We start from the raw sequence: 25,397 nt of genomic DNA, 5'->3' as shown, positions 1-25,397 counted from the left end.
TGGTCCTAAATTCGGCTGCTCGTCTTGCCATCGATGAATTTCAGAACCGTGTGGGCGTAAAGCCGGGGATTTTCCACCGGCACGCCGTGGCCGGAATCGGGCAGGATAATCAGTTCTGCACCGGGAATCTGGCTGGCGATGAATTCCGTATGTTCGCGCGTGACGGCTGTATCGTGATCGCCGATCACGATGGCGGTGCGCACCTTTATCTGTGATAGGTCTTCATCGGTATAGTTCGGTTCATTCGCCCAGAGCGCATGAATTTCCTTGTCGATGCTTTCGTAGTGGCGAAGTTCAGGGATGGGCCGTCCCTCAGCCATCGCTTCGATATAGCCGGTATTGCCTTCGGGCGAGACATTGGCGGCCTGCGCGAACAGGCTGTTCAGGCGCTCAGGGTAACGCATGGCGATATCGAGCCCGATAATGCCGCCATCGCTCCAGCCCACCAGATCGACCTTGTCGATATGCAGAAAGTCCATGAGCGCCACATAATCGTCAGCCATCAGGCCATAAGTGAGCGGTTCAGTCGTGCGGGTGGAACGCCCCTGCCCGCGACTGTCGGCGACGATCACCGTGTGATGACGCGCCAATATCGGCAGTTGCGCATCCCAGACATGCTGGTCGGACAGACCGCCCGGTATCAGCAGGATCGGCGGTCCCTTACCGACGATCCGGTAATACATTTCGATACCGTTGACTTCGGCAAAGGCGGCTGGCGAAGCGGGAATGGTCACGCGCGCTATCCTTTCGGATGAAACCGCTGAAGGGATGAGGACAGCAAGACCAAGCGCCATGGCGACAAAGCCTGCACCTTGAAACATCCTGTTTCCCGTCATCGGCCCGACCTTTCATGGACCTGTTTAAAGCAGTCGCTGCGCAATCAGGGTCTGCGGATCAGCGTCGGCAGATCATAGAGATAAGCGATGCGCTTGATCGCATCCTGCAACGGTTCCAGCGTCACGGTCATGGTGTGACCGCTCGCATGGATCAGCATGTCGGGCGCAGCGCAGATCGCGACATGCCCCTTCCAGAAAACAAGATCGCCACGCTGGAGATTGGAATAATCCGCATTCGGCTCCACCACCGTGCCCAGCGTATTTTGCTGCATGTCGGAATCGCGCAGAACCTTGCGGCCCGCGACCCACATGGCAAGCTGAACCAGACCGGAACAATCAATGCCGAAGCCGGACGTGCCGCCCCAAAGATAGGGCGTATGCAACAGCGTTTCCGCCACGGCCACATAGTCGGCAGCGTGTTCGCCGATTGGCGCCAGATGGCTTGCAATCATCGCCTCGCCGCTTTCCAGCACGGCATAAGGAGTGCCGCGCGTTTCGGCAGCGCCCACGATCCGCACGCGTGAACCAAGCGACAGCGCCTGTGTGTGCGGAAAACGCAAATCGGAGCCGGGATAGACAAAGGTTCGCGGCACGATGACCATATGGGTGGCTTCGCCCTGCGGTTTTTCGATGAACGACGCCGAGACATAACCCGTATAACCGTCACGCTCGGCCTGCACCCAGCACCAGCCGTCCATTTCCTCGAAAACGCGCACCGTGTCGCCAAAAATGATCTGGGTCTGGGGTCCGCTGTCCGGGCGCGGCTGCGACCGGAGATCAACCACCGGCGCGGTCACCTGCATTTCGGTTCCGGCTATAAAGCGGGCCGCCTGCACCCGGTCGTTCAATCGCTCATCGGCGAGATCGGCGCGATAGGCATTGAGGCGGCGGTCGAGCGTGGTCACATCGGAACTCATGGGCAGACACTCATAAAGGTAACTCTCTGGCTTTGGCGATCACCAGATCGCCCAGTCGTTCAACATAAAGCGCACCGGCGACGGTTCTCTTAACTAGCACATTTCGCCGGTCTTTTTCATCACGATGACGGGATAGAAGGTCGAGCGTACCCATCGTGTCGAGCGCGCGCGTGACCACCGGCTTGGTGACATCCAGTTTTGCCGCAAGCCCCCGCACCGTATGCGGCGGAGGCTCCAGATAGATTGTCAGAAGAATAGCGGTCTGCCGCGTCGTGAGATCTGGCATCTCGTCACGTATCTGCCCAAGCGACAGGGTCTTCAGCAATGTCAGTGCCTGTATCGGCTTCATCTCAACCGGCATCCGCTATCCTCTACACCAAGGATTGTTTCGGAACCGTTTTATTCAACCCGCTTTCGCTGTTTCTGGCAAGAACTTTATGGCAGCTAACAAAAAAGCGGCCGAAGCCGCTTTTCAGTAATCCGTCAGGATCGAACTGTCACTGCGTCTTGCGACGGAGGCGAACGATAATGTCCACATTGACGATTTCCATGCCTTCCGGTGCGTCGGGCATATTGGCAACTGTCGGCTGGCCGCGTTCGCCATGCGGAATATCGAACACGACATTTTCCCCTTCGAGGAAGAAGTGCTGATGGTCCGAAATATTCGTGTCGAAATAAGTCTTGGAGCCTTCCACCGCGATGATGCGGAGCATTCCGGCTTCCGTGAACTGGTGCAATGTGTTGTAAACGGTAGCGAGAGACACCGGCACATCCGCCATGACCGCCTGTTCGTGGAGGTCTTCAGCGGACAGGTGGCGATCACCTTGCGAAAAAATCAGACTGGCAAGCGCAACGCGCTGGCGCGTCGGACGCAGGCCGCAATCGCGGAGCCGTTCTTCCATAGAGACCGTCGAGTGGGTATGTGTAGACTGCATATTCACCGCTGGTTCCGTTACAAGCTTGTAGCAAATTCGTCAAAGATTGAACGGGCTGTTGCCCATTGCATACTGACATTGATATATGCCGTTGCGAAATAAGTATCAATAGGCTTGGAGTTTGCCCGTTTTTTCGGGAAAATCCATTGCATATTTTTATGGTCGCTAAGGTTTTGTACGGGAACCAGTCTGTGATAGGGGTGTTCCGACTTAACGACCAGAAAGAGATAGAGCGGTTTGGGCGTTTGCGCTAAAACCGTTCCGAATGACAACCGGGCCGGATTGCCGGCCGATAGCGAATAAACCTCAAGGGAGGCGAAATGGCAGAACAGAAATCAAGCTACGGGTATGAAGAACTCCTCAGCTGCGGGCGCGGCGAGATGTTCGGCCCCGGCAATGCCCAGCTTCCCCTGCCGCCAATGCTGATGGTGCACCGCATCACCGATATTTCCGAAACCGGTGGAGAGTTCGGCAAGGGTTATATCCGCGCCGAATACGACGTGCGCCCTGACGACTGGTATTTTCCATGCCATTTCCAGGGCAACCCGATCATGCCGGGCTGCCTCGGCCTTGACGGCATGTGGCAGCTGACCGGCTTCTTCCTTGGCTGGCTCGGCGAACCGGGCCGCGGCATGGCGCTTTCGACCGGCGAAGTGAAATTCAAGGGCATGGTGCGCCCGCACACCAAGCTTCTCGAATATGGCATCGACTTCAAGCGCGTCATGCGCGGACGTCTTGTGCTCGGCACCGCCGATGGCTGGCTGAAAGCCGATGGCGAAACCATTTACAAGGCCACCGATCTGCGCGTCGGCCTTTCAAGGGAAGGCGACGGACAATAATCGTCTGAACCAACCATTATTCACGGGCGCGACGGCAAAAACGAACAGTTTTTATGCGGTCGCGCTCAAAACATGCGAAGATCGCACCTATGTAACGGCGACGAGGCAGTCTTGACCCAAGCGACTGCCGCTCGACGAGCAAAGGTGTAAAGGAGAACGCGATGCGGCGTGTGGTCGTAACGGGTATGGGGATCGTATCCTCGATTGGCAACAACACCGAAGAGGTGACGGCCTCGCTGCGCGAAGCCAAATCCGGCATCTCGCGTGCGGAAGAATATGCCGAACTGGGTTTCCGCTGCCAGGTGCACGGCGCACCGAAGATCGATGTCGAATCCCTCGTGGACCGTCGCGCCATGCGCTTCCACGGTCGCGGCACCGCCTGGAATCACATCGCCATGGATCAGGCGATTGCCGATGCTGGTCTTTCGGAAGACGAAGTCTCCAACGACCGCACCGGCATCATCATGGGTTCGGGCGGTCCTTCCACCCGCACCATCGTTGATTCCGCTGATATCACCCGTGAAAAGGGCCCGAAGCGCGTCGGTCCGTTCGCCGTGCCGAAGGCCATGAGCTCGACGGCGTCCGCGACGCTGGCGACCTTCTTCAAGATCAAGGGCATCAACTATTCGATCTCTTCGGCCTGCGCGACATCCAACCATTGCATCGGCAATGCGTTCGAGATGATCCAGTATGGCAAGCAGGACCGCATGTTTGCGGGCGGCTGCGAAGATCTCGACTGGACGCTTTCGGTGCTATTCGACGCCATGGGCGCGATGGCGACCAAGTATAACGACACGCCTGCCACCGCATCACGCGCTTATGACAAGAACCGCGACGGCTTTGTGATTGCAGGCGGCGCTGGCGTTCTGGTGCTGGAAGATCTCGAAACCGCGCTTGCGCGCGGCGCCAAGATCTATGGCGAAATCGTCGGCTATGGCGCAACGTCTGACGGCTACGACATGGTCGCTCCATCCGGCGAAGGCGCGATCCGCTGCATGAAGATGGCGCTTTCGACCGTCAAGACCAAGATCGACTACATCAACCCGCACGCAACCTCTACGCCTGCTGGTGATGCGCCGGAAATCGACGCCATCCGTCAGGTGTTCGGCTCGGGCGACGCCTGCCCGCCGATTGCCGCGACCAAGTCGCTGACCGGCCATTCGCTGGGCGCAACGGGCGTGCAGGAAGCGATCTATTCGCTTTTGATGATGCAGAATAATTTCATTTGCGAAAGCGCGCATATCGAAGAATTGGACCCTGCCTTCGCGGACATGCCTATCGTCCGCAAGCGCATCGATAATGCTCAGCTCAATACCGTGCTCTCCAACTCCTTCGGGTTTGGCGGCACCAATGCGACGCTGGTTTTCCAGCGCTACCAGAGCTGAGGGAGAGGGGAATATGGAAGGTTTGATGCAAGGAAAACGCGGCCTCATCATGGGGGTCGCGAATAATCATTCTCTGGCATGGGGCATCTCGAAGCAACTGGCCGCACAGGGCGCAGAACTCGCTTTCACCTATCAGGGCGATGCGCTGGGCAAGCGCGTGAAGCCGCTGGCCGAACAGGTCGGCTCGGACCTCGTCCTGCCCTGCGATGTCGAAGACATTTCTACGGTCGATGCGGTTTTTGCCGAAATCGAGAAGAAGTGGGGCAAGCTCGATTTCATCGTTCACGCCATCGGTTTTTCCGACAAGACCGAACTGAAGGGCCGTTACGCAGACGTCACCACGCGCGATAATTTCAGCCGGACCATGGTGATTTCCGCCTACTCCTTCACGGAAATGGCGCAGCGCGCTGAAAGGCTGATGAAGGACGGCGGTTCGATCCTGACGCTGACCTATGGCGGCTCGACCCGCACGATCCCGAACTACAACGTTATGGGCGTTGCCAAGGCGGCGCTTGAAGCCATGGTTCGCTATCTGGCTGCCGATTACGGCCCGCAGGGCATCCGCGTCAACGCTATTTCGGCTGGCCCGGTGCGCACGCTGGCCGGTGCTGGCATCGGCGATGCGCGCGCGATCTTCAGCTATCAGCGCCGCAATTCGCCGCTACGCCGCACTGTTGATATTGACGATGTCGGCAAATCGGCAGTCTATCTGCTGTCCGATCTGTCGAGCGGCGTGACTGGCGAAATCCATTATGTGGATTCCGGCTACAACATCGTTTCAATGCCGACGCTGGAAGAGCTGAAAAGCTCCGACGCCGAACGCGGCGAATAAGTATTCCGGAAACAAAAAAGCCGCCCTTCGGGGCGGCTTTTTTGCTTCACTTCTTCGCATCGAAGATTTTGAAACCGTCTGCTTCTTCCAGTGTCGTCACCGACTTGAACAGGCCCTTGAGGGTCACCTCATAGGGTAGCTGCCGGTTGGCGACCATCAGCAGGCGACCGCCCGGCTTCAGCCGCGACGCTGCAGCCGAGATAAAGCTCTGGCCAAGCGAAACATCCGTCACGCGCCCTTCATGGAACGGCGGGTTCATGATGACGGTATCGTAGATGCCGGTCACCTTCTCGCTGGTAATATCGAACCAGTTGAAGGAAATCGGCACCGAAGCGCGCAAGCGCTCCAAATTGCCGCGTGCGGCCTCCAGCGCCTCATAATCCGCCTCGAACAGATCGATGGACTTGATGCGGTCGGCATATTTCAAGCTCTGCGCTGCGAGATAACCCCAGCCCGCGCCAAAATCCGCTACATTGCCGAACACGATCTTTTCCATATGCGGGACCAACAGCGCCGAGCCCTTGTCGATGGCGCCGTGCGAAAACATGCCCGGTTCGGTGCGGAACACATCATCAATTGCGCTTTCCAGCGGGCGCAGCGCCGCGATGAAGTCGTCGTCCAGATCGGCGGGACGCTGCAGCCAGAAGGCCACCGCGTGGTTCTTTGACATCCGGTCGCTGATTTCGGCGATATTGCCCACCCATTTGCGGAAACTATCGACGCCAAGCTTCTTGTCCCCGCAAACGACGATCCACCCGCCCGGCTGAACACGCGCCAAAAGCTCGGAGAACCACGCCTCGTTGCGTCCACGGTGTTTTCCGAGCAGGAGTAGCCCGCCGTTAAAACGGCTCTCTGTGGCCAATCTCGGCTCTGCGCGAAAGCCTTCCTTGCCCAGCGCCAGAAAATCTGGACGCCATGGTTGCAGGCAAGTCAGGATCTGCTTCCATTCAGGATCGAGAAGCCGGTCGGCGGAAAGGCCGCATGCGAGAAAGGATTGCCCATCTTCGGGCGTATCGAGAATGCCCTGCTCGAAGGGAAGGAAGAGTGTTTTCTGTGCCGGTGTCATCATGATCGTTCTTTAACCCGCAAGATCGCATCCGAAAAGTCCGCGCGACCCCTATGATTCCCGTGAAACAACAAAAAAGCGCGCCCGAGGGCGCGCTTTCAGATTTCATAAGCGATGCAGGGCTTATTCAGCGTCTGCCTCTGCCTTCTTTTCAGCAACGACTTCCTTGCCGGTTTCCTGATCGACGACCTTCATCGACAGGCGAACCTTGCCACGTTCGTCGAACCCCATGAGCTTGACCCAGACCTTCTGGCCTTCCTTGACCACATCGGTGGTCTTGGCAACGCGGTCGGCAGCCAGCTGCGAGATGTGAACCAGACCGTCACGCGGGCCGAAGAAGTTCACGAAAGCGCCGAAGTCGGCGGTCTTGACGACCGTGCCTTCGTAAATTTCGCCGACTTCCGGCTCAGCAACAATCGAGTGAATCCACTTCTTGGCGGCTTCGATTTCCTTGCCGTTCGACGAAGCGATCTTCACCGTGCCGTCGTCTTCGATGTTGATCTTGGCACCGGTCTTTTCCACGATTTCGCGGATGACCTTGCCGCCCGAACCGATAACATCACGGATCTTGTCAGTCGGGATGTTCATCACTTCGATGCGCGGAGCGAATTCGCCGAGTTCTTCACGCGACGTGGACAGAGCCTTGCTCATTTCGCCGAGAATATGAATGCGACCACCCTTGGCCTGCTCCAGAGCGACCTTCATGATCTCTTCGGTGATACCGTCGATCTTGATGTCCATCTGAAGTGCGGTGATGCCGTTTTCAGTACCGGCAACCTTGAAGTCCATGTCGCCGAGGTGATCTTCATCGCCGAGAATATCGGAAAGAACAGCATAACGCTCGCCTTCCTTGATCAGGCCCATGGCGATACCGGCAACCGGACGTGCAAGCGGAACGCCGGCGTCCATCAGAGCGAGCGAGGTGCCGCAAACGGTCGCCATCGAGGAGGAACCGTTGGATTCGGTGATCTCGGAAACCGAACGGATCGTGTAAGGGAACTGTTCGGCAGCTGGCAGCATCGGGTGGATAGCGCGCCATGCGAGCTTGCCATGACCAACTTCACGACGGCCCGGCGAACCCATACGGCCGGTTTCACCAACCGAATATGGCGGGAAGTTGTAGTGCAGCATGAAGGATTCTTTGTACGTACCGGTCAGAGAATCGATCATCTGTTCGTCTTCGCCGGTGCCGAGCGTGGCAACAACGATTGCCTGCGTTTCGCCGCGGGTGAACAGCGCCGAGCCGTGGGTGCGCGGCAGAAGGCCAACTTCCGAGACGATTGCACGAACGGTCTTCAGGTCGCGGCCATCGATACGGTTGCCCGTGTCGAGAATGTTCCAGCGAACGATCTTCGCCTGCAGGTGCTTGAAGACAGTCGCAAAGCTTTCAGCCGAGAATTCCGGTTCTTCAACGCCTTCAGGGAAGAAGTGAGCCTTCGCCTTGGCCTTTGCAGCGTCAACAGCAACGTAACGAGCCTGCTTTTCGGTGATCTTGTAAGCGTCGCGCAGGTCGTTCTCCACAACGGCCAGCATCTTGGCTTCGAGGTCCGACAGGTCTTCCGGCTGGAAGTCGCGCGGTTCCTTGGCAGCAACTTCAGCAAGCTTGATGATCGCGTCGATCACCGGCTGGAAGCTCTTCTGGCCGAAAACGACGGCGCCGAGCATGACTTCTTCGGAAAGTTCCTGCGCTTCCGATTCAACCATCAGCACGGCATCAGCCGTACCGGCAACAACCAGATCGAGCTTCGATTCCGGCATTTCGTCGATATTCGGGTTCAGAACATATTCGCCGTTGATGTAACCAACGCGCGCACCACCGATCGGGCCCATGAAAGGAACGCCGGAAAGGGTCAGTGCTGCGGAAGCTGCAACCATCGACAGGACGTCGGGGTTGTTTTCGAGATCGTGCTGAACAACGGTCAGAACAACCTGCGTGTCGTTCTTGTAGCCATCGACGAAGAGCGGACGGATCGGACGGTCGATCAGGCGCGAAACGAGGGTTTCGTTTTCGCTCGGACGACCTTCACGCTTGAAGAAACCGCCCGGGATCTTGCCGGCAGCATAGGTCTTTTCCTGATAATTGACCGTCAGCGGGAAGAAATCCTGACCAGGCTTCGGTTCCTTGGCAGAAACGACAGTCGCCAGAACGACGGTTTCGCCATAGGTTGCGAGAACTGCACCGTCAGCCTGACGCGCGATCTTGCCGGTTTCGAGCGTGAGCGGACGACCGCCCCATTCGATTTCCACTTTGTGGGTATTGAACATATCTTGTCCTCATAGGGAGACGCCGCGCCAGGCGCTAAGGCATCTCCGTGGTTGGTGGACGGGCCACGGGCAAGACAACGGGGAGCTCGGGGGAGAGCGAACTACCTGCAATCCTGCCCCATGACTGGTCCATGTCATGAGCCTTTTCGGCTCTCGGGCAACCCGATCCGGCCTTGTTTCGTCCGGGGCGGGAAATAAGGGCATATGCCCTATTCTCTGTTTCTCCGCATTACCCTACGCAAACCGCTTCGCGCTCTTGTTGGGAATGCTTTAAAAATCAAACGGGCGACGTTCATCACGTCGCCCGTTTTACCGTTAACGGCGCAGGCCGAGACGGCTGATCAGCGCCTGGTAGCGCGCTGCGTCCACGCCTTTGACATAGTCAAGAAGACGGCGGCGCTGCGAAACCAGCTTCAAAAGGCCGCGACGCGAATGATTGTCATTCTTGTGGCCCTTGAAGTGTTCGGTGAGGTTGGCGATACGCTCGGAAAGAACGGCAACCTGAACTTCAGGAGAACCGGTGTCACCTTCCTTGGTGGCGTATTCCTTGATAAGTGCTTGCTTGCGCTCAGCAGTAATCGACATCGTAAACCCTTTCTTGATGAGAGGAAAAACAGACGCCCAGGCCGGGATGTCGTCCAGCGCGGGCCAACTTACACGATCTGATCTGCATTTCTGCGGGATCGCTGTTGGGGCATATAGTGCAAAAACGGCAAGAATACCAGCATCAAATACGCCCCGGCAGTTGCGAGGACTTTTTAGGTAGCAGTGAAAACTCGCTTCGGCTTGAACTGACCATGCTCGATATAGCCGATGGCTAGCAGTTTTCCGCGTGCCGTGACGCACGCTTCGTCCGCTTCCAGCGGGGCATCGCGACCACGCAGGATAACCGGATTGCCGAGGCGAACGCGCTGCGCCTGATCGTCGGTCAGCGGCACCTGCGGCAGACAATCGAGCGCAGCGCCCGTATCGATCACCAGAGCATCAAGGCCCGAGAAATCGCGGCGCGGCGCGGGTTCGAGCACATTGCCATCCTCGTCTTTCGGCGGCAGCGGCGGCCAGACGGCTTCCAGTTCCGAGAGCGTGACAAAGTCTTCTTCCGTGAACGGCGCGACTTCGATGCGGCGCAGTTCGGAAATATGACCAAAGCAGCCAAGATCGCGGCCCATATCGCGCGCCAGTGAGCGCACATAGGTGCCCTTGGAGCACTCGACCTCGAACGAGGTGCGGTTGTCGTCGTGGAATTCGACGATTTCCAGACGGTCGATCTCGACTTCGCGTGCCGGAATCTCCACCGTTTCGCCTTCACGGGCGAGATCATAGGCGCGTTCACCGTCGATCTTGATGGCGGAGAACTGCGGCGGGATCTGCGAAATGAGGCCGGTATAGTTCGGCAGCAGGGCCTCAACTTCTTCACGCGACGGACGCTTGTCGGAGGTCTTGGTCGGCTGACCTTCAAGGTCGTCGGTCGAGCGTTCCTCGCCCCAGGTCACCGTGAAACGATAGACCTTGGTTCCGTCCATGACATAAGGCACGGTCTTGGTGGCTTCGCCCAGAGCAATCGGCAGCATGCCGGATGCGAGCGGGTCGAGTGTGCCGGCATGACCGGCCTTCTCGGCGTTGAACAGCCACTTGATCTTCGAGACCGCTTCGGTCGATCCCATACCTTTCGGCTTGTCGAAAATAACCCAACCGGAAACCGGACGGCCTTTTTTCTTACCCCGTCTTGCCATGCTTTATTTGTCTCCATTGCGGGAGGTTTCATCCTCGCCAGCGTCTTCATCGTTATGCGCAAGATCGCGCGCCACTTCCGGCGAACGCAGAAGTGCGTCGATCTTCGAAAAATTGTCGAAACTCGTGTCGGAGCGAAAGCGGAACTCCGGCATGTATTTCATCTGGCCAAGGACTGGCGCCATGCGTCCGCGAATGAATTTCGCGTTTGCGGCCAAAGCCTTGACGATAGACTGCGGGTCAACATTGCCAAGCGGCATGATGAAACAGGTGGCGATCTTCAGGTCGGGCGACATGCGCACTTCCGAAACGGAAATGACGGTGCGCTCGATCAGATCGTCACGGATTTCATTGCGCTGGAGCAATTGCGCCAATGCATGGCGCACCTGTTCGCCAACGCGAAGCTGGCGCTGCGAAAGACCGCCTGAGCCTTTTGGGTCCGGGGAACGTGCCATAGCTAAATCCTCGATGAACAGCCATCGACCGACGTTCAGCCTCTCAGGCTGTCCGACGACACGGCTTGAAAATTATGGGCGTAACTTACCACAATTCAGATGGGAGTCAGACCCTCGGAACCGGGCATTAGAGCGCGTTTCGATCTGAATGAATCACATCGGCGCTCAATGCTTTTCTATTTCGAGCATAATCTTTCCGATGCTCGTTTCACTCCGGTCAGATTAAGCTCTAAAAAGCCGGACCGCCCCTGTCGGACGGTCCGGCCAAAGCTATTAGAGCGTGCGCGTAATATGCTCGACGCGGAACGCTTCGATCGTGTCGCCTGCGCGAATGTCGTCGTAGTTTTCGAACGCCATACCGCATTCCTGGCCCATCGGCACTTCCGACACTTCGTCCTTGAAGCGCTTGAGCGTCTTGAGCTTGCCTTCGTGGATAACCACGTTGTCACGGATGAGGCGGACGCCTGCACCACGTTCGACCTTACCGTCAACGACACGGCAACCAGCAACCTTGCCGACCTTGGTGATGTTGAAGACTTCAAGAATCTCAGCGTTACCAATGAAGGTTTCACGGCGTTCTGGCGACAGAAGACCCGACATTGCTGCTTTAACATCTTCGATCAGATCGTAAATGATGTTGTAGTAGCGAATTTCGATGCCCTGCTGTTCGGCAGCGTCACGTGCCTGCTTGTTGGCGCGGACGTTGAAGCCGATGATCGCGGCATTGGAGGCTTCGGCCAGCGACACGTCGCTTTCCGTGATACCACCGGCGCCCGAATGCACGATGCGTGCACGCACTTCGTCGGTGCCGAGCTTGTCGAGAGCCGTCATGATTGCTTCGACCGAACCCTGCACGTCACCCTTGATGACGAGCGGGAATTCCTTCAGGCCATTGACCTGCAGCTGGCTCATCATCTGCTCGAGCGAACCGCGCGCGCCGGACTGGCGGGCAACGGCCTTGTCACGGGCCAGACGCTGACGATATTCGGCGATTTCACGCGCCTTGGCTTCATTGGCAACCACGGCAAAGCGGTCGCCCGCCTGCGGCGTGCCCTGAAGGCCCAGAACTTCAACCGGCATAGCAGGACCGGCTTCCTTCACATGCTCGCCATGGTCATTGACCAGTGCGCGCACGCGGCCCCATTCGCTACCGGCGACGAGAATGTCACCGGGATGCAGCGTACCGGTCTGAACCAGAACGGTTGCAACCGAACCACGGCCACGATCAAGCTGGGCTTCGATGACAACGCCTTCAGCCGTACGCTTCGGGTCTGCCTTGAGATCAAGGATTTCAGCCTGCAACAGAACTGCTTCCAGCAGCTTGTCGAGGTTGATCTTGTTCTTGGCCGACACTTCGACGTCGAGAACTTCACCGCCCATCGATTCCACGAAGACATCGTGCTGCAACAGGGCAGTACGAACCTTCTGCGGATCGGCAGTTGGCTTGTCGATCTTGTTGATCGCCACGATGATCGGAACACCAGCCGCCTTGGCATGGTTGATCGATTCAATCGTCTGCGGCATCACGCTATCGTCGGCAGCCACCACAAGGATGGCAATGTCGGTCGCCTGCGCACCACGGGCACGCATTGCGGTAAAGGCAGCGTGGCCCGGCGTATCGATGAAGGTGATCTTCTGGCCGTTCTGTTCGACCTGATAAGCACCGATATGCTGTGTGATACCACCGGCTTCACCCGACACCACATTGGCGTGACGGATTGCATCGAGCAGCGAGGTCTTGCCGTGATCGACGTGGCCCATGATGGTCACGACCGGAGGACGGGAAACCAGCGCAGCCTCGTTGTCGGCAACACCGAAGATGCCTTCTTCAACGTCCGATTCCGCAACGCGCTTGACGGTGTGGCCGAATTCTTCAGCAATGAGCTGCGCCATATCGGCATCGATCACATCGCCCGGCTTCATCATCTGGCCCTGCTTCATCAGGTACTTGATGATGTCGACCGAACGCTCGGTCATACGCTGTGCGAGTTCCTGAAGCGTAATGGTTTCAGGCACAGTCACTTCGCGAGAGATTTTCTCGCGCGTTTCCTGCATCTGCGAACGCTTGAACTTTTCCTGACGGCGACGCATGGCCGACAACGAACGCGAACGGCCTTCGTCTTCCAGATTGCTGGAGATCGTCAGCTTGCCGCGACGGCGATCGTCTTCCGTCTTGACCACCTTCGGCGCGCGCACTTCCGGCTTGGCCGCGGTGCCACGACGGGCTGCCATCGGGCTTCCGCCACGACGATCATCGTCATCGCCAGACTGGCCCGGCCTGCGAAGCTGGCTCTGCGGCAGCGGCTTGCCCGGTCCCGGAGCGGTTTCTGCAAGCGACGGAGCCGGACGCGGTGCACCCGACTGCGGACGATTGCCCTGCTGCGGACGGCCAGCGTGCTGCGGGCGGTTGCCCTGCGGTGCGCCACGCGAATCGTCGCGACGCTCGGTGCGCTGTTCGCCCCGTGCTTCCGGCTGCGGAACGCGCTTGGCAGCTTCTTCTTCTGCCTTGCGGCGTGCTTCGGCCTCAGCCTTGAGACGGGCTTCTTCCTCGGCCTGACGGCGTGCGGATTCTTCACGTTCCTTGGCGCGGCGCGCATCTTCTTCGGCGCGACGCTTGGCTTCTTCAACGGCGCGGGCGCGTTCTTCGACTTCACGCACCTGCGCTTCTTCAAGCGCACGGCGGCGTGCATCCATTTCGGAGCGCGACAGCGTGTTCAGCACCATGCCGGAGCGATCGGCAGGGCGCGGGCGCGGTGCCTGCTGATTGGGGCGCTGCTGCACCGGGCGCTGCAGTTGCTGTGCGACATGCGGCTTTGCAACCGGGGCCGCAGCAGCGGGTGCTGCCGGTGCCTTCGGCTGAGCCACGGGCGCGGCAGGGGCTGCTGCAGGCTTGGGAGCCGCTGCTTCCACTTCCGGCTTGTCGTCTGGCCGTGAGAACTTGCGCTTCTTGGTTTCAACGACGACAGCCTTGGTGCGGCCGTGGCTGAAATTCTGGCGCACGGTGCTCTGCTCGACGCCCGGCCGCTTCATGGTCAGGGTCTTCTTGGGGGTGACGCCCAGCGTCTTGTCGTCGTTTGTGTTATCGCTCATTACGTTCCGTTTCCTTCGCGGCTCCGGCCGCTCTACTCGAGCATTATCCAACGCGACCTGGTCGGGTTGGATAATGCTCCAGTCATCCACTTCTACGCCCAATCCGGTGTGAGACCTGCCAGCCTCCGGGATTACGCTCTAATTCGAATTCGTTGCGCTTTCACCGCGATAGCGATGCAGCAATTGCGCCCGCTGAACGAACCCGACAGCCGCCTTTCCTTCAAGCACGGCTGCATGTATCACATTTCCGCCCCCAAATGCCAAATCCATTTCTTCTCCCGTAAAAAGGGTGAAGGCCGGGATATCGGGGCCATCCAGATGCACCACGGCGCGCCTTGCCTGATCAAGCTTGCGCACGCCATCGGCTGCGGCTTCCTTGGTATGCAGCACCATGGCCGCCGCGCCCGTGCGGATCGCCTGATCCACCTTGGTCGAGCCGGTTACCACGGCGCCTGCCTTGCGCGCCAAAGCCAGACTGCCGAGAGCGGATTTCGTCAGCAGCTGGTCGACCAGCGCGCCAAGATCGTCCTGCGGCTTCACGCCTTCCTTCAGCGCCCGCGCAAAAAGCTTGCGCTTGATCGCTTCATCCACCAGACGGCGCTCGGCCTTGACCCAGCATCCCCTGCCTGGCAGGTTTCTTTTCAAGTCCGGCACGACGGAACCGTCTGGCCCTGCCACAAAGCGGATCATGTCATCGGCAGAACCGCTTTCGCGCGTGACGATACAGGTTCTGTCATTCATATCCTGCTCCACGCAAACTCCCGCTCTGCCATATACGGACTTGTACTCAACTTCAAAACTGGCAACGCTTCCGCCGTTATGTTCTCAAATCGGGCGGTTTGGAACCTCCCCGACATATCAAACGCAACGCGTGGCGCTGTACCAGAGCCGGGGCTTCGCCACAACCCGAAACGTGGTCCAAGGCCCACTGAAACCCGATCCGACTGACCGAATCCGGCAGATGAGACCCGTTTCCCCATCTCCGGGCGCAAAACCGCTGCGCAGTTTTGCTGGAGATGCTTGAAGCCGCACAGCTTACGCCTGAATTGCTTCAGACGTAAGAACCCATGCGGCTCCAGAACTTTCAGCGCTTCTTACGAAGCAGCTTCTTCTTCACCGGCTTCAGCCTCGACTTCCGCTTCGGCTTCTTCCTGAGCGGCTGCTGCCAGCTCTTCTTCCGTGATCCAGCCAGCCTTGAGGCGGGCAGTCAGGATCATCTGTTCGGCATCGACGCGCGAAACATCGAAGGACGAGAGAATGCCGCTATGAGCGACAGTGTCGCCATCCTTGCGCTCACGCCAGCCGACGAGATCGTCAACAGCGTAACCTGCAAAGTCTTCAATCGACTTCACACCGTCTTCACCGACAGCAACCAGCATGGCGGTGGTGAGGTTCGGCAGTTCACGCAGTTCGTCTTCGACGCCGAGTTCCTTGCGGCGCGCATCCAGTTCACCTTCGAGGCGATCCAGATATTCACGGGCACGCTGCTGGATTTCAGAAGCGGTATCGTCATCGAAACCGTCGATGGATGCGATTTCGCCCGGCTCGACATAAGCCAGTTCTTCAATCGAGGCGAAGCCTTCGGAAGCCAGAACCTGACCGACCATTTCGTCAACGTCGAGGGCTTCCATGAACAGGTTCGAACGCTCGGTGAATTCCTTCTGACGACGTTCGGACTCTTCGTCCTCCGTCAGAATGTCGATGTCCCAACCGGTGAGCTGCGATGCGAGGCGGACATTCTGGCCGCGACGACCGATCGCAAGTGATAGTTGGTCATTCGGGACGACAACTTCAATACGTTCCGCATCTTCGTCGAGAACAACCTTCGCAACTTCAGCGGGCTGAAGCGCGTTGACGATGAAGGAAGCCGCATCCGGCGACCACGGAATGATGTCGATCTTTTCGCCCTGCAGTTCAGCCACAACCGCCTGAACACGCGAACCACGCATACCAACGCAGGCACCGACCGGATCGATGGACGCATCGCGCGAAACCACGGCGATCTTGGCGCGCGAACCCGGATCACGGGCGACCGACTTGATCTCGATGATGCCGTCATAGATTTCCGGAACTTCCATGGTGAAGAGCTTCGCCATGAATTGCGGATGGGTGCGCGACAGGAAAATCTGCGGGCCGCGCTGTTCGCGACGCACGTCGTAAACATAAGCGCGGATACGGTCACCATAACGGAAGGCTTCACGCGGGATCAGTTCGTCACGGCGCACGATGGCTTCGCCACGGCCCAGATCGACAATCACATTGCCATATTCGACGCGCTTCACAGTGCCGTTGACGATTTCGCCCACGCGGTCCTTGTATTCGTCATACTGGCGGTCACGCTCGGCTTCGCGCACTTTCTGCACGATGACCTGCTTGGCGGACTGGGCAGCAATACGGCCGAAATCCATCGGCGGCAGCTGGTCAGCGATGAAGTCGCCGATCTGCGCATCCGGGTTGCGGTCGCGTGCGGTGAACAGCGAAATCTGCGTGGCGTAGTCTTCGACATTCTCGACCACTTCGAGCAGACGCTGAAGCTTGATCTCGCCCGACTTCGCATTGATGTCGGCGCGGATGTTGCTTTCCTGACCGTAACGCGAACGCGCTGCCTTCTGGATCGCATCGGCCATGGCCGCAAGAACGATCTCGCGGTCAATCGACTTCTCGCGTGCGACCGCATCGGCGATCTGCAGAAGCTCCAGCCTGTTAGCACTGACTGCCATAGGTCTCTCCTTGGTGTCGCACCCGGCTTCTCCTTGCGCCGAATGCCTGAAACTTTTTTCGTCGGCTTATTTCTTGTCAGCCGTATCTTCTGTCGGCGTCTCTTCCGGCGCATCGCCCAGATCGTCTCCGGGGATGCGGCCTTCACGAAGGGCCTTGTCCTTGCGCAGCGCATCGCGGATCAGATCGTCGGTGAGGACCAGACGCGCATCCGAAATCACATCGAAGGGAATGCGCACGACCGGTTCGTTGCCGTAGGACACCTGATCGCTTTCGATCACCACCGTCTCGGCATCGCCCAGCACGATACGACCGCGGAATTTCTTGCGGCCTTCATGCACGATAGAAGTCTCTACCTTGGCGATATGGCCTGCCCAGTCAGCAAAGTCCGACTTGCGCACCAGCGGACGATCGATGCCCGGCGACGAGATTTCCAGATGATATTTGCCGCTGATCGGATCTTCGACGTCGAGCACCGGCGCGACGGTACGGCTGACCAGCTCGCAATCGTCAACGGTCATCGTGCCATCGGGACGCTCGGCCATGATCTGCAAGGTCTGGCCATTGAGGCCGGAAAGACGCACGCGCACCAGACGGAAGCCGAGCGTATTGAGGACCGGCTCCACAATGCCTGCCACTTTCGCGTCGATGCCCGTTTCGCGAATGATGCGCTCATCCACAGCCACGATTGGCGTCTCTGCTTCGTTTGCCTGAACCTGTTCCGTCAACTCTGAACCTCTCGAAGGGGTCGAAAAACCTCTATTTCCCGGGTCTAAGTAACAAAAAAGAGCGGGACCGGACGGACCCACTCTTGTTCGTTCGACCAAGAATTTGAGAGTTATATACCAGCGGAAGCGGATTTTTTCAAGTCCCGCTTCTGTCTAGAGCATTTCCAGCAAAAGTGCGCAGCGATTTTGCGTAGGATAATGCGTAAAAACAGATAGATAGAGCGGTTTCACGATACCGTTTTGATCGGAACCGCTCTAGAAATTCAACGTCGGATAAAAGTCAGATAGGCAGCCTTGCGGCCCTCGCGAAAGGCCTTGGCCTCATAGCGCGTTCCCGGCCAGCCTTCATAGGCATTGTTCCAGTCCGCCGGACTTTCCGCTTGCCAGTCAAAAGCATCGTGACGACGGCAATGTTGCAGCGTCCAGTTTACATAATGCTCGATATCCGACGCGAAGCGGAATTTTGCGCCGGGTTTCAAAATGCGGGCAAAACGATCCAGATTGGCGTCGCTGACAAAACGGCGCTTCCAGTGGCGGCGCTTGTGCCACGGATCGGGATAAAACAGGTCGATACCGGTCAGCGATGCATCCGGCAGCCAGTCGAGAACCGCCGTCGCATCTTCATCATAGAGCCGCATATTGGGACGCAGCTCCTGATCGAGCGCCGCCAGCATCTTGGCCATGCCGTTGACGAAAGGCTCGACGCCAATGAAGCCTGTCTGCGGATAGCGGCCCGTTTCATGATGAAGATGTTCGCCGCCACCAAAGCCGATTTCCATGCGCACCGCGTCAACCGCGATGGGAAACAACGCGCGCAGATCCTGCGGCGCAGGCTTGGCAAGGTCGAGCTTCAGTTCGGGCAGAAGGTCCTCGAACAGGTTCCGCTGATGGCTGCGCAGCGGCTTGCCGTGACGACGGCCAAAAAAGTTTCCGGCACCGCGCAGAGGATGGGTTTCTTCGGTCATGTTTTATCCGTCAGAATAAGCGAAGAGCGCGGTCGATGACCGCGCTCTTTGATATTTGCAAGACACATAACGCCAAGCGGCCTGTGATGCAACTTTTGGAACAGGCTTTAAGCGACAGACGCTTTGAGTGCCTTGGTGAGGTCGGTCTTCTCCCAGGAGAAGGAACCGTCACGGCCCGGCTTGCGGCCAAAATGACCGTAAGACGAAGTCTTGGCATAGATCGGCTTGTTGAGGTCGAGATGCTTGCGGATGCCGGTCGGCGACAGGTCCATCACTTCACGCAGCGCTTCTTCAACAGCGGATTCCGCTACCTTGCCGGTGCCATGCAGATCGACATAGACCGAAAGCGGCTGCGCAACGCCGATGGCGTAGGCAAGCTGGATCGTGCAGCGGTCGGCAAGATTTGCCGCCACGACATTCTTGGCCAGATAACGCGCTGCATAGGCAGCCGAGCGGTCAACCTTGGTCGTGTCCTTGCCGGAGAATGCGCCGCCGCCATGCGGAGCGGCACCGCCGTAAGTGTCGACGATGATCTTGCGGCCCGTCAGGCCTGCGTCACCGTCCGGGCCACCAATGACGAATTTGCCGGTCGGGTTGATGTACCAGTTGCAGGTCGCTGCAATCGGCAGCTCGCCCAGCGCGTCGCGGATATAGGGCTCGACAACCGAACGAACCTTCTTCGAATCCCAGCTGGCATCCAGATGCTGCGTCGAGAGCACAATCTGCGTAACTTCCGCAGCCTTGCCGTTTTCGTAACGCACCGTGACCTGGCTCTTGGCGTCCGGGCCAAGCTTGCCCGCATCGCCTTCGCCCTTATGGCGGGCTTCGGACAGCTTTTCGAGAATCTTGTGCGAATAATAGATCGGGGCAGGCATCAGATCGGGGGTTTCGCGGCAGGCATAGCCGAACATGATACCCTGATCGCCCGCACCTTCTTCGCCCTGACGGTCGGCAGCATTATCGACGCCCTGCGCGATGTCGGCAGACTGCGGGTGCAGAAGCACGTCGATCTTCACCGTCTTCCAGTGAAAGCCGTCCTGCTCGTAACCGATTTCGCGGATCGCCTTGCGGGCTGCCGAACGGAAGCGGGCAGGATTGATCAGCGGATGGCCAGCGGCGTCCCTGGCGATCGAGCCGTCCTTATTCTTCTTCAGGAAAGTCTCCGGCACGCGCACTTCACCGGCAATCACCACGCGGTTGGTGGTGGCAAGCGTTTCGCAGGCGACGCGGACAGACCACGGATCCACGCCGGTGCGGCGCGCTTCCTTGTAGACCATGTCGACGATTTCATCGGAGATACGATCGCAAACCTTGTCCGGGTGTCCTTCAGACACAGATTCGCTGGTGAAGAGATAAGAACTGCGCGACACGGGTAACCCCTCTTGAAAATCCAACGGAGGACATCTCCGCCTAGGAAACACAGTAGCGCCCGGAACTTTCCGGGCGCGTCAAAGTGTTAGCGAAGTTGGGATCGAACCGTCAATGCATTTTCGTATTGCGACAGGGCGCGGTGGGAAAAATTCATTTCCCAAGGCCGAAAAGCCACCGTCAAAAGGGGAAAAACGCGCATGAATCGCCAGAAAACAGGCGTAAAGGGGAGTGACTTACTCGGCGTCTGCTGCCAGCGACTTCACCAGATCGATGATTTTCCGGCGAACTTTCGGATCTGAAATTTTCGTGAACGCCCGTGTGAGCTGGACGCCTTCGTTCGAATTCAGGAAATCGACCACATAGGTCGCTTCGTTATCTTCCGCAAAGCCTTCCTGGCCGACGGGGTTTGATCCCGGTGCGTCTTCGAAGAAAAAGGAAACCGGTACATTGAGAATGGCTGAGATCGCCTGCAGGCGGCTGGCACCGACGCGATTGGTGCCCTTCTCGTATTTTTGAATCTGCTGAAACGTGATGCCCAGATTTTCGCCAAGCTTTTCCTGACTGAGGCCCAGCATGTTGCGGCGGAGACGAATGCGGCTGCCGACGTGTACGTCGATTGGGTTGGGCTTCTTTTTATTCTCAATCATACAGCTGTCACTCCTCGCGGCTGCGAGCTTTCATTCATGTACTGTTCATCTGAACAGGGATAACATCACGTTGTGGGAGGTAGTCTGACGCGTTTCGCACGACTTCACACGTGGGAACCGTCACCGCGCCGGTATAACATCTTAACAAAATTGCCGTGTCAATGAAAACGCCTGCGGAATGACACCGTGAAAGCGACGTTGACAAAGAGTAAGGTTAACAGGATCGTTATCGTCTGTTTCGATCCCGGCGCTGTGCCCCAAAATGGTGCACGAACTGACGGTAGGGAAGCATCCACCACGCCGACAGCATCCAGCGCGAGACCTTCAGTGATTCGACCGTAGGAATCCGTTACCGCCGAAAGCCCGTTATTGGCCGCACGCACGAGCGGCAAGCCTTGCTCCACGGCGCGAACCTGCGCCTGCCGGAAGTGCTGATAAGGCCCCGGCGTGTTGCCATACCAGCCATCATTCGTGACGTTGACGATTGCTTTGGGCGCGCTTGTTTCCGGCCCCGAAACGCCCAGCTCATCAGGGAAAATCGCCTCGTAGCAGATAAGCGGCAGGAGCGTCTGGCCCGGCCTCACATTCAGGAGACGCCGTGAGGAACCGGCGGTAAAACCGCCCGGCATTTTCACCACTTCCTGAAGTCCAAGCCCCCGCAGAAGGCTTTCCAACGGCAGATATTCGCCGAATGGAACAAGATGCACCTTGTCGGTAGCGTCGGTGATCTCGCCCCGGTCGTTGATCGAATATATGGAATTGTAATAGCGCGGCTCGCCATTGCCTGCGGCCCGCTCTTCGCGCACGGCGCCGGTCAACAGCACCTGACCGTCCTGCAATGTATTGCCCATCTGGGCCAGCGCTTCCGGTGTCGACGTCAGAATATAGGGTACTGCCGTTTCAGGCCATATGACGACATCGGGGCGCGGCTTGCCATCAGCGGGCGGCTCGGCCGTCAGCGCAATCAGCTTGTCGAAGATCGAGCGGCGCGCGGCATTGTCCCATTTCATGGTCTGCGGAATGGAGGGCTGCACGATGCGGATATTGATGTTGCCCTTTTCGTCGCCCACGGCTGGCGCGCGCGAAAGTGTCCATGCGCCAAAGCCGACATGGGTTGCAGCAAGAAGAATGGCGAGGGTGATACCGCTTTTTGCAAGCCGTCCGCCGATCAGCAATGCGGGCGATGCGAAGAGGAACACGGCAAGCGCGCTCATGCCCACAAGGCCGACCACCGCGACCGACTGCATCAGCAGCGGCACCGGCATTGCCGCATAGCCGATAGCGTTCCACGGGAAGCCGGTCAGCAGGAAGGTGCGCAACCATTCTGCAAGCGCAAAGCCGAACGCGAGCGCAAAAATCCTTCCAAGCCCGTCAGACCAGAAAATGCGCGCAACCATGGTCGCAAAGGCATAGAAAATCGCCAGAAAGGCGGGCAGGCCCAGCACTGCCAGCGGCAGGGCCCAGGCAAACTCGTCTGCATCGACCAGAAGCGCCGTCCCGATCCACCAGAGGCCCGAGACGAAATAGCCGAAGCCGAACCACCACCCAACCATTGCCGCGGGCAGAATACGCCGGATCGGGCCAGCATCGGCGCGCGCCAAAGCGCCGTCGATCAGCCAGACGAGGATCGGAAAGGAAATGAAACCGGCGATGAAGAGATCAAAAGGCGGCTGGGTCAGTGTCGCGAAGGCGCCACTCAAAAAAGCGGCCAGCGCACGACGCCAGCCGCTTGAAAGAATGATCCTGCCCGCAAGCCGTTCGATCATCAGGCCTCTTTGAAGGTTTCAGTGTCTTCGGCGGTAGCCGGAGACTGCTCTTCAGGCTTGGTGGTAACAACGGCACGCTGTTGCCTGCGGCGGTCAGCGGCGGAAAGCGGCACGATGCGCACCTTCTTCACGCGGCGCGGATCAACCTCCAGCACGTGGAATTCATAGCCGGGCACGGCCTGCACCACTTCACCGCGAACCGGAATCCGGCCCAATACGGAGAAGATCAGGCCGCCAACCGTATCGACATCCTCGCCATGTTCGCCCACCGCGAAAGACGGGCCGATCTTTGCCGCGAATTCGTCCAGATCGGCGCGCGCATCGACGACGAACACGCCATCGGCTTCCTCGGCGATCATGATTTCTTCGTCGTCATGCTCGTCTTCAATATCGCCGACAACCATTTCGACAATATCTTCCAGCGAGACGAGACCATCGGTGCCGCCATATTCGTCGATGACCAGCGCCATCTGGATATGGGTTGCCTGCATGCGGGCCATCAGGCCGCTCGCCATCATCGATGGCGGCACGAACAGCACCTTGCGCATGAGGTTGAGCTCGCCGATCGTCTTGGTGAGATCAATGCGGCTCATATCGAATTTCGGCGGCGTCGCCGCAGCAGGCGTCTTGGCCGTCGTGCGGCGGCGCGTTTTCTGGCGCGCCTGACGCGTGATGAAATTCAAAACGTCGCGGATATGGATCATGCCGCGCGGATCGTCCAGCGTTTCGGCATAGACCGGCATACGGGAATGGCCGGATTCCTCGAAGAGTTCCAGCACTTCCCAAAGCGGCGTGGAAATTTCCACGGCCTCGACATCCGCGCGCGGAATCATCACGTCTTCGACGCGGATTTCACGCAGGCGCAGGATATTGTGCAGCATCGCCTTTTCTTCGGGCGAGAAGGCGGAATCCTGTTCGCTTGCCGTGCTGGACAACGCATCGGCCAGATCTTCACGCAAGGAAGATTGCTGCCGCGAGCGGATGAAAGGGAAAATATTCGACAGAAGGGAACGCTTTTCGACCGCTACCGGTCGCTGCGTACTTTGCCCTTCGGCGTCTTGGGTCTCGCTGCGATTCTCGCCCGCGGACGGAGGTTGTGAGGTTTGATCAGCCATGGTCAATCGTTGTTAATGGTCTCTTGGGATACAGCATAAGGGTCCGGGATGGCAATAGCATGAAGAATCTCGACCTCGCGGCGTTCCATTTCCTCTGCTTCCTCGTCGGTTTCATGATCATAGCCCAACAGATGCAGGAAGCCATGCACGACAAGGTGTGAGAGGTGATGGTCAAGAGGCTTGCCTTCTTCAACCGCTTCACGCTCCACGGTTTCGCGGGCGATGACAATGTCGCCCAGCATTGGTCCCGGTTGGTTCCCGGCCTTGACCGGAAACGCGGGAAACGACAACACATTGGTAGGCTTGTCCTTGCCGCGCCATTCGGCGTTCAGCTCCTGAATGGACGCATCGTCGGTAAAGACGATACTCAATTCGCTGTCGGCATCCTTGAGGCCCAGATTGGTCCATGCCGCCTCGACAGACTTTCTGACAAGTCCTTCGAGTGTTGTTTCATCCGGCCAGTTGCCAGCTTCAATGGTGATATCGATATGGATCGCGTTGTCTGACACGTTCTGCGGCGGCTTCCCGGACAGCAAGCCGCTTCGTCCTTTCAGTTGTTCGAAAGCCGTCTGCCCCAAAAAGGCAGACAGCATTTTTTAGATCGTAGTTCTAACGACCAATTACAAGTCCTCTTATTCCGGACGGACCGGCTGCTGGACATGCGTTTTCGCATCGCGGTCATAGGCGTTGACGATTGCCGCCACCAGCGGATGACGCACCACGTCTTTTTGGGTGAACCGCACCTTGATGACGCTTTCCACATCGTCCAGCACGCGAAGCGCTTCGACAAGCCCGGATTTCTGACCGGGTGGAAGATCGATCTGGCTCGGATCGCCCGTCACGATCATCCGCGATCCTTCACCAAGACGCGTCAGGAACATTTTCATCTGCATGGATGTCGTGTTCTGCGCCTCATCGAGGATCACCGCCGAATGGGCCAGCGTGCGCCCGCGCATGAAGGCCAGCGGCGCGATTTCGATGACGCCTGCCGTGATGGCCCGCTCGACCTTTTCGGCGGGCATCATGTCGTAAAGCGCGTCATAGAGAGGACGCAGATAGGGATCGACCTTTTCCTTCATGTCACCCGGCAGAAAGCCCAGGCGTTCACCCGCTTCAACAGCCGGGCGGGACAGGATGATCCGCTCCACCAGACCGCGTTCCAAAAGCATGGCGGCATGGGCGACGGCCAGATAGGTCTTGCCTGTACCGGCAGGACCGACACCGAACACCAGTTCGGAACGGTCGAGCGCCCGCATATAGGCGTCCTGCGTCGGGGTGCGCGCAAAGATCGTCTTCTTGCGGGTGGAAATCTGGGCAGCAGACAGCTTGCCCTTGTTTTCCATCGTCGGCAGGTCGAGCTGATCATCGGCGGCGATGGCCATGCGCAAGGCACCATCGACATCCGATGCCGTCAGTTCATGGCCTTTCTGCACGGTTTCATAAAGATGATCGAGCGTGCGGCGCGCCTGTTCGGTCGCGGTCGGTTCGCCCCGGATCGAGAGCTGGTTGCCCTTGGAGCGAACATCGACACCGAGCTTTTGCTCGATCCGTGCCAGATTTTCGTCGAACTGACCGTAAAGCGCACTGGCCAGGCGGTTGTTCTCGAAAGTGAGCACGATATGGGCCATATCCGAGGCCCCGGTAGTCGGGCTTTTTTGCGTTAGAGTGGTTGGCTTGGCAGGTCTCAGCTTTTCCGTGGCGCTCAACCGTATCTCCTCAAGAGTTCACGCATTGCA

At 58.3% G+C, this 25,397-nt stretch carries 23 protein-coding genes; 3 read left to right on the top strand and 20 right to left on the bottom strand.

All coding sequences use genetic code 11. The features are described 5' to 3' along the window. Positions 1-5: 5 nt before the first annotated feature. The 4 genes from HWD97_RS01060 to irrA form a co-directional block, all read right to left on the bottom strand. The gene (locus HWD97_RS01060; protein ID WP_371834590.1) at positions 6-836 is read right to left on the bottom strand and encodes an alpha/beta fold hydrolase; all 831 of its coding nucleotides are present in this window, start codon (positions 834-836) and stop codon (positions 6-8) included. A 44-nt stretch (positions 837-880) separates the two neighbouring features. Further along, positions 881-1,753, bottom strand: coding sequence for an NlpC/P60 family protein (locus tag HWD97_RS01055; RefSeq protein WP_109370118.1), 873 nt, complete (start codon positions 1,751-1,753; stop codon positions 881-883). Positions 1,754-1,763: 10 nt separating this feature from the next. Further along, complete coding sequence (locus HWD97_RS01050; protein ID WP_109370117.1) at positions 1,764-2,114, bottom strand: MarR family transcriptional regulator; 351 nt, start codon at positions 2,112-2,114, stop codon at positions 1,764-1,766. 136 nt (positions 2,115-2,250) lie between these two features. Beyond that, positions 2,251-2,688 (bottom strand): iron response transcriptional regulator IrrA, encoded by a 438-nt coding sequence (irrA, locus tag HWD97_RS01045; RefSeq protein WP_109370116.1) that lies wholly within the window; start codon positions 2,686-2,688, stop codon positions 2,251-2,253. A gap of 320 nt (positions 2,689-3,008) precedes the next feature. On the opposite strand from irrA, the gene fabA reads away from it, so the two are divergent. The 3 genes from fabA (at position 3,009) to fabI (ending at position 5,744) form a co-directional block, all read left to right on the top strand. Next, positions 3,009-3,527, top strand: coding sequence for a 3-hydroxyacyl-[acyl-carrier-protein] dehydratase FabA (fabA, locus tag HWD97_RS01040; protein ID WP_109370115.1), 519 nt, complete (start codon positions 3,009-3,011; stop codon positions 3,525-3,527). Positions 3,528-3,688: 161 nt separating this feature from the next. After that, entirely contained in the window at positions 3,689-4,912 is a 1,224-nt protein-coding gene (gene fabB, locus HWD97_RS01035; protein WP_109370114.1) for a beta-ketoacyl-ACP synthase I, read from the top strand. A gap of 13 nt (positions 4,913-4,925) precedes the next feature. Next, complete coding sequence (gene fabI / locus HWD97_RS01030) at positions 4,926-5,744, top strand: enoyl-ACP reductase FabI (RefSeq protein ID WP_109370113.1); 819 nt, start codon at positions 4,926-4,928, stop codon at positions 5,742-5,744. Positions 5,745-5,790: 46 nt separating this feature from the next. Here the strand turns inward: fabI and HWD97_RS01025 are convergent, their stop codons facing one another. The 16 genes from HWD97_RS01025 to HWD97_RS00950 form a co-directional block, all read right to left on the bottom strand. After that, positions 5,791-6,813, bottom strand: coding sequence for a class I SAM-dependent methyltransferase (locus HWD97_RS01025; RefSeq protein WP_109370112.1), 1,023 nt, complete (start codon positions 6,811-6,813; stop codon positions 5,791-5,793). A 120-nt stretch (positions 6,814-6,933) separates the two neighbouring features. Continuing rightward, a complete protein-coding gene (gene pnp / locus HWD97_RS01020; protein ID WP_109370111.1) occupies positions 6,934-9,075 on the bottom strand; it encodes a polyribonucleotide nucleotidyltransferase in 2,142 nt (713 codons plus the stop codon). A 315-nt stretch (positions 9,076-9,390) separates the two neighbouring features. Beyond that, positions 9,391-9,660, bottom strand: a complete 270-nt coding sequence (gene rpsO, locus HWD97_RS01015; protein ID WP_109370110.1) for a 30S ribosomal protein S15 — start codon at positions 9,658-9,660, stop codon at positions 9,391-9,393. A 173-nt stretch (positions 9,661-9,833) separates the two neighbouring features. After that, positions 9,834-10,808, bottom strand: a complete 975-nt coding sequence (gene truB, locus HWD97_RS01010) for a tRNA pseudouridine(55) synthase TruB (RefSeq protein ID WP_109370109.1) — start codon at positions 10,806-10,808, stop codon at positions 9,834-9,836. A 3-nt stretch (positions 10,809-10,811) separates the two neighbouring features. Then, the gene (gene rbfA / locus HWD97_RS01005; protein ID WP_109370108.1) at positions 10,812-11,261 is read right to left on the bottom strand and encodes a 30S ribosome-binding factor RbfA; all 450 of its coding nucleotides are present in this window, start codon (positions 11,259-11,261) and stop codon (positions 10,812-10,814) included. Between the two features lie 273 nt (positions 11,262-11,534). Further along, positions 11,535-14,351 (bottom strand): translation initiation factor IF-2, encoded by a 2,817-nt coding sequence (gene infB, locus HWD97_RS01000; RefSeq protein WP_109370107.1) that lies wholly within the window; start codon positions 14,349-14,351, stop codon positions 11,535-11,537. Between the two features lie 138 nt (positions 14,352-14,489). Then, positions 14,490-15,092, bottom strand: coding sequence for an RNA-binding protein (locus tag HWD97_RS00995; protein ID WP_109370106.1), 603 nt, complete (start codon positions 15,090-15,092; stop codon positions 14,490-14,492). A gap of 353 nt (positions 15,093-15,445) precedes the next feature. After that, entirely contained in the window at positions 15,446-17,071 is a 1,626-nt protein-coding gene (gene nusA / locus HWD97_RS00990) for a transcription termination factor NusA (RefSeq protein WP_109370105.1), read from the bottom strand. A gap of 66 nt (positions 17,072-17,137) precedes the next feature. Then, positions 17,138-17,797, bottom strand: coding sequence for a ribosome maturation factor RimP (rimP, locus tag HWD97_RS00985; protein ID WP_109370104.1), 660 nt, complete (start codon positions 17,795-17,797; stop codon positions 17,138-17,140). A gap of 263 nt (positions 17,798-18,060) precedes the next feature. Next, positions 18,061-18,762 (bottom strand): tRNA (guanosine(46)-N(7))-methyltransferase TrmB, encoded by a 702-nt coding sequence (locus tag HWD97_RS00980; protein WP_109370103.1) that lies wholly within the window; start codon positions 18,760-18,762, stop codon positions 18,061-18,063. 107 nt (positions 18,763-18,869) lie between these two features. Beyond that, positions 18,870-20,132: a methionine adenosyltransferase gene (gene metK, locus HWD97_RS00975; protein WP_109370102.1), complete on the bottom strand. Its 1,263-nt coding sequence runs from the start codon at positions 20,130-20,132 to the stop codon at positions 18,870-18,872. A gap of 234 nt (positions 20,133-20,366) precedes the next feature. After that, positions 20,367-20,780: a helix-turn-helix domain-containing protein gene (locus tag HWD97_RS00970; RefSeq protein ID WP_078337717.1), complete on the bottom strand. Its 414-nt coding sequence runs from the start codon at positions 20,778-20,780 to the stop codon at positions 20,367-20,369. A gap of 158 nt (positions 20,781-20,938) precedes the next feature. Next, the gene (gene lnt, locus HWD97_RS00965; RefSeq protein ID WP_371834589.1) at positions 20,939-22,546 is read right to left on the bottom strand and encodes an apolipoprotein N-acyltransferase; all 1,608 of its coding nucleotides are present in this window, start codon (positions 22,544-22,546) and stop codon (positions 20,939-20,941) included. After that, entirely contained in the window at positions 22,546-23,661 is a 1,116-nt protein-coding gene (locus HWD97_RS00960; RefSeq protein WP_109370100.1) for a hemolysin family protein, read from the bottom strand. The genes lnt and HWD97_RS00960 overlap by 1 nt, the downstream gene beginning before the upstream one ends. Positions 23,662-23,663: 2 nt before the next feature. Then, positions 23,664-24,170, bottom strand: a complete 507-nt coding sequence (gene ybeY, locus HWD97_RS00955; RefSeq protein ID WP_109370346.1) for an rRNA maturation RNase YbeY — start codon at positions 24,168-24,170, stop codon at positions 23,664-23,666. Between the two features lie 123 nt (positions 24,171-24,293). Continuing rightward, the gene (locus tag HWD97_RS00950) at positions 24,294-25,367 is read right to left on the bottom strand and encodes a PhoH family protein (protein ID WP_171316966.1); all 1,074 of its coding nucleotides are present in this window, start codon (positions 25,365-25,367) and stop codon (positions 24,294-24,296) included. Positions 25,368-25,397 lie beyond the last annotated feature (30 nt).

Source organism: Ochrobactrum sp. C6C9 (assembly GCF_022627935.1).
In the GTDB taxonomy this organism is placed as follows: domain Bacteria; phylum Pseudomonadota; class Alphaproteobacteria; order Rhizobiales; family Rhizobiaceae; genus Brucella; species Brucella teleogrylli.
Note: the sequence above shows the minus strand (reverse complement) of the source record. Positions and strands in the feature narration are given on the sequence as shown.

What these genes read in the sequence shown, in the direction of transcription:
- pnp (WP_109370111.1), bottom strand. Translation starts at nt 9,075, where the DNA reads ATGTTCAATACCCACAAAGTGGAAATCGAATGGGGCGGTCGTCCGCTC.
- HWD97_RS01050 (WP_109370117.1), bottom strand. Translation starts at nt 2,114, where the DNA reads ATGCCGGTTGAGATGAAGCCGATACAGGCACTGACATTGCTGAAGACC.
- fabB (WP_109370114.1), top strand. Translation starts at nt 3,689, where the DNA reads ATGCGGCGTGTGGTCGTAACGGGTATGGGGATCGTATCCTCGATTGGC.
- HWD97_RS00960 (WP_109370100.1), bottom strand. Translation starts at nt 23,661, where the DNA reads ATGGCTGATCAAACCTCACAACCTCCGTCCGCGGGCGAGAATCGCAGC.
- rpsO (WP_109370110.1), bottom strand. Translation starts at nt 9,660, where the DNA reads ATGTCGATTACTGCTGAGCGCAAGCAAGCACTTATCAAGGAATACGCC.
- HWD97_RS00980 (WP_109370103.1), bottom strand. Translation starts at nt 18,762, where the DNA reads ATGACCGAAGAAACCCATCCTCTGCGCGGTGCCGGAAACTTTTTTGGC.
- HWD97_RS00995 (WP_109370106.1), bottom strand. Translation starts at nt 15,092, where the DNA reads ATGAATGACAGAACCTGTATCGTCACGCGCGAAAGCGGTTCTGCCGAT.
- fabI (WP_109370113.1), top strand. Translation starts at nt 4,926, where the DNA reads ATGGAAGGTTTGATGCAAGGAAAACGCGGCCTCATCATGGGGGTCGCG.
- truB (WP_109370109.1), bottom strand. Translation starts at nt 10,808, where the DNA reads ATGGCAAGACGGGGTAAGAAAAAAGGCCGTCCGGTTTCCGGTTGGGTT.
- nusA (WP_109370105.1), bottom strand. Translation starts at nt 17,071, where the DNA reads ATGGCAGTCAGTGCTAACAGGCTGGAGCTTCTGCAGATCGCCGATGCG.
- fabA (WP_109370115.1), top strand. Translation starts at nt 3,009, where the DNA reads ATGGCAGAACAGAAATCAAGCTACGGGTATGAAGAACTCCTCAGCTGC.
- irrA (WP_109370116.1), bottom strand. Translation starts at nt 2,688, where the DNA reads ATGCAGTCTACACATACCCACTCGACGGTCTCTATGGAAGAACGGCTC.
- HWD97_RS00970 (WP_078337717.1), bottom strand. Translation starts at nt 20,780, where the DNA reads ATGATTGAGAATAAAAAGAAGCCCAACCCAATCGACGTACACGTCGGC.
- HWD97_RS01060 (WP_371834590.1), bottom strand. Translation starts at nt 836, where the DNA reads ATGACGGGAAACAGGATGTTTCAAGGTGCAGGCTTTGTCGCCATGGCG.
- rbfA (WP_109370108.1), bottom strand. Translation starts at nt 11,261, where the DNA reads ATGGCACGTTCCCCGGACCCAAAAGGCTCAGGCGGTCTTTCGCAGCGC.
- HWD97_RS01025 (WP_109370112.1), bottom strand. Translation starts at nt 6,813, where the DNA reads ATGATGACACCGGCACAGAAAACACTCTTCCTTCCCTTCGAGCAGGGC.
- infB (WP_109370107.1), bottom strand. Translation starts at nt 14,351, where the DNA reads ATGAGCGATAACACAAACGACGACAAGACGCTGGGCGTCACCCCCAAG.
- HWD97_RS01055 (WP_109370118.1), bottom strand. Translation starts at nt 1,753, where the DNA reads ATGAGTTCCGATGTGACCACGCTCGACCGCCGCCTCAATGCCTATCGC.
- lnt (WP_371834589.1), bottom strand. Translation starts at nt 22,546, where the DNA reads ATGATCGAACGGCTTGCGGGCAGGATCATTCTTTCAAGCGGCTGGCGT.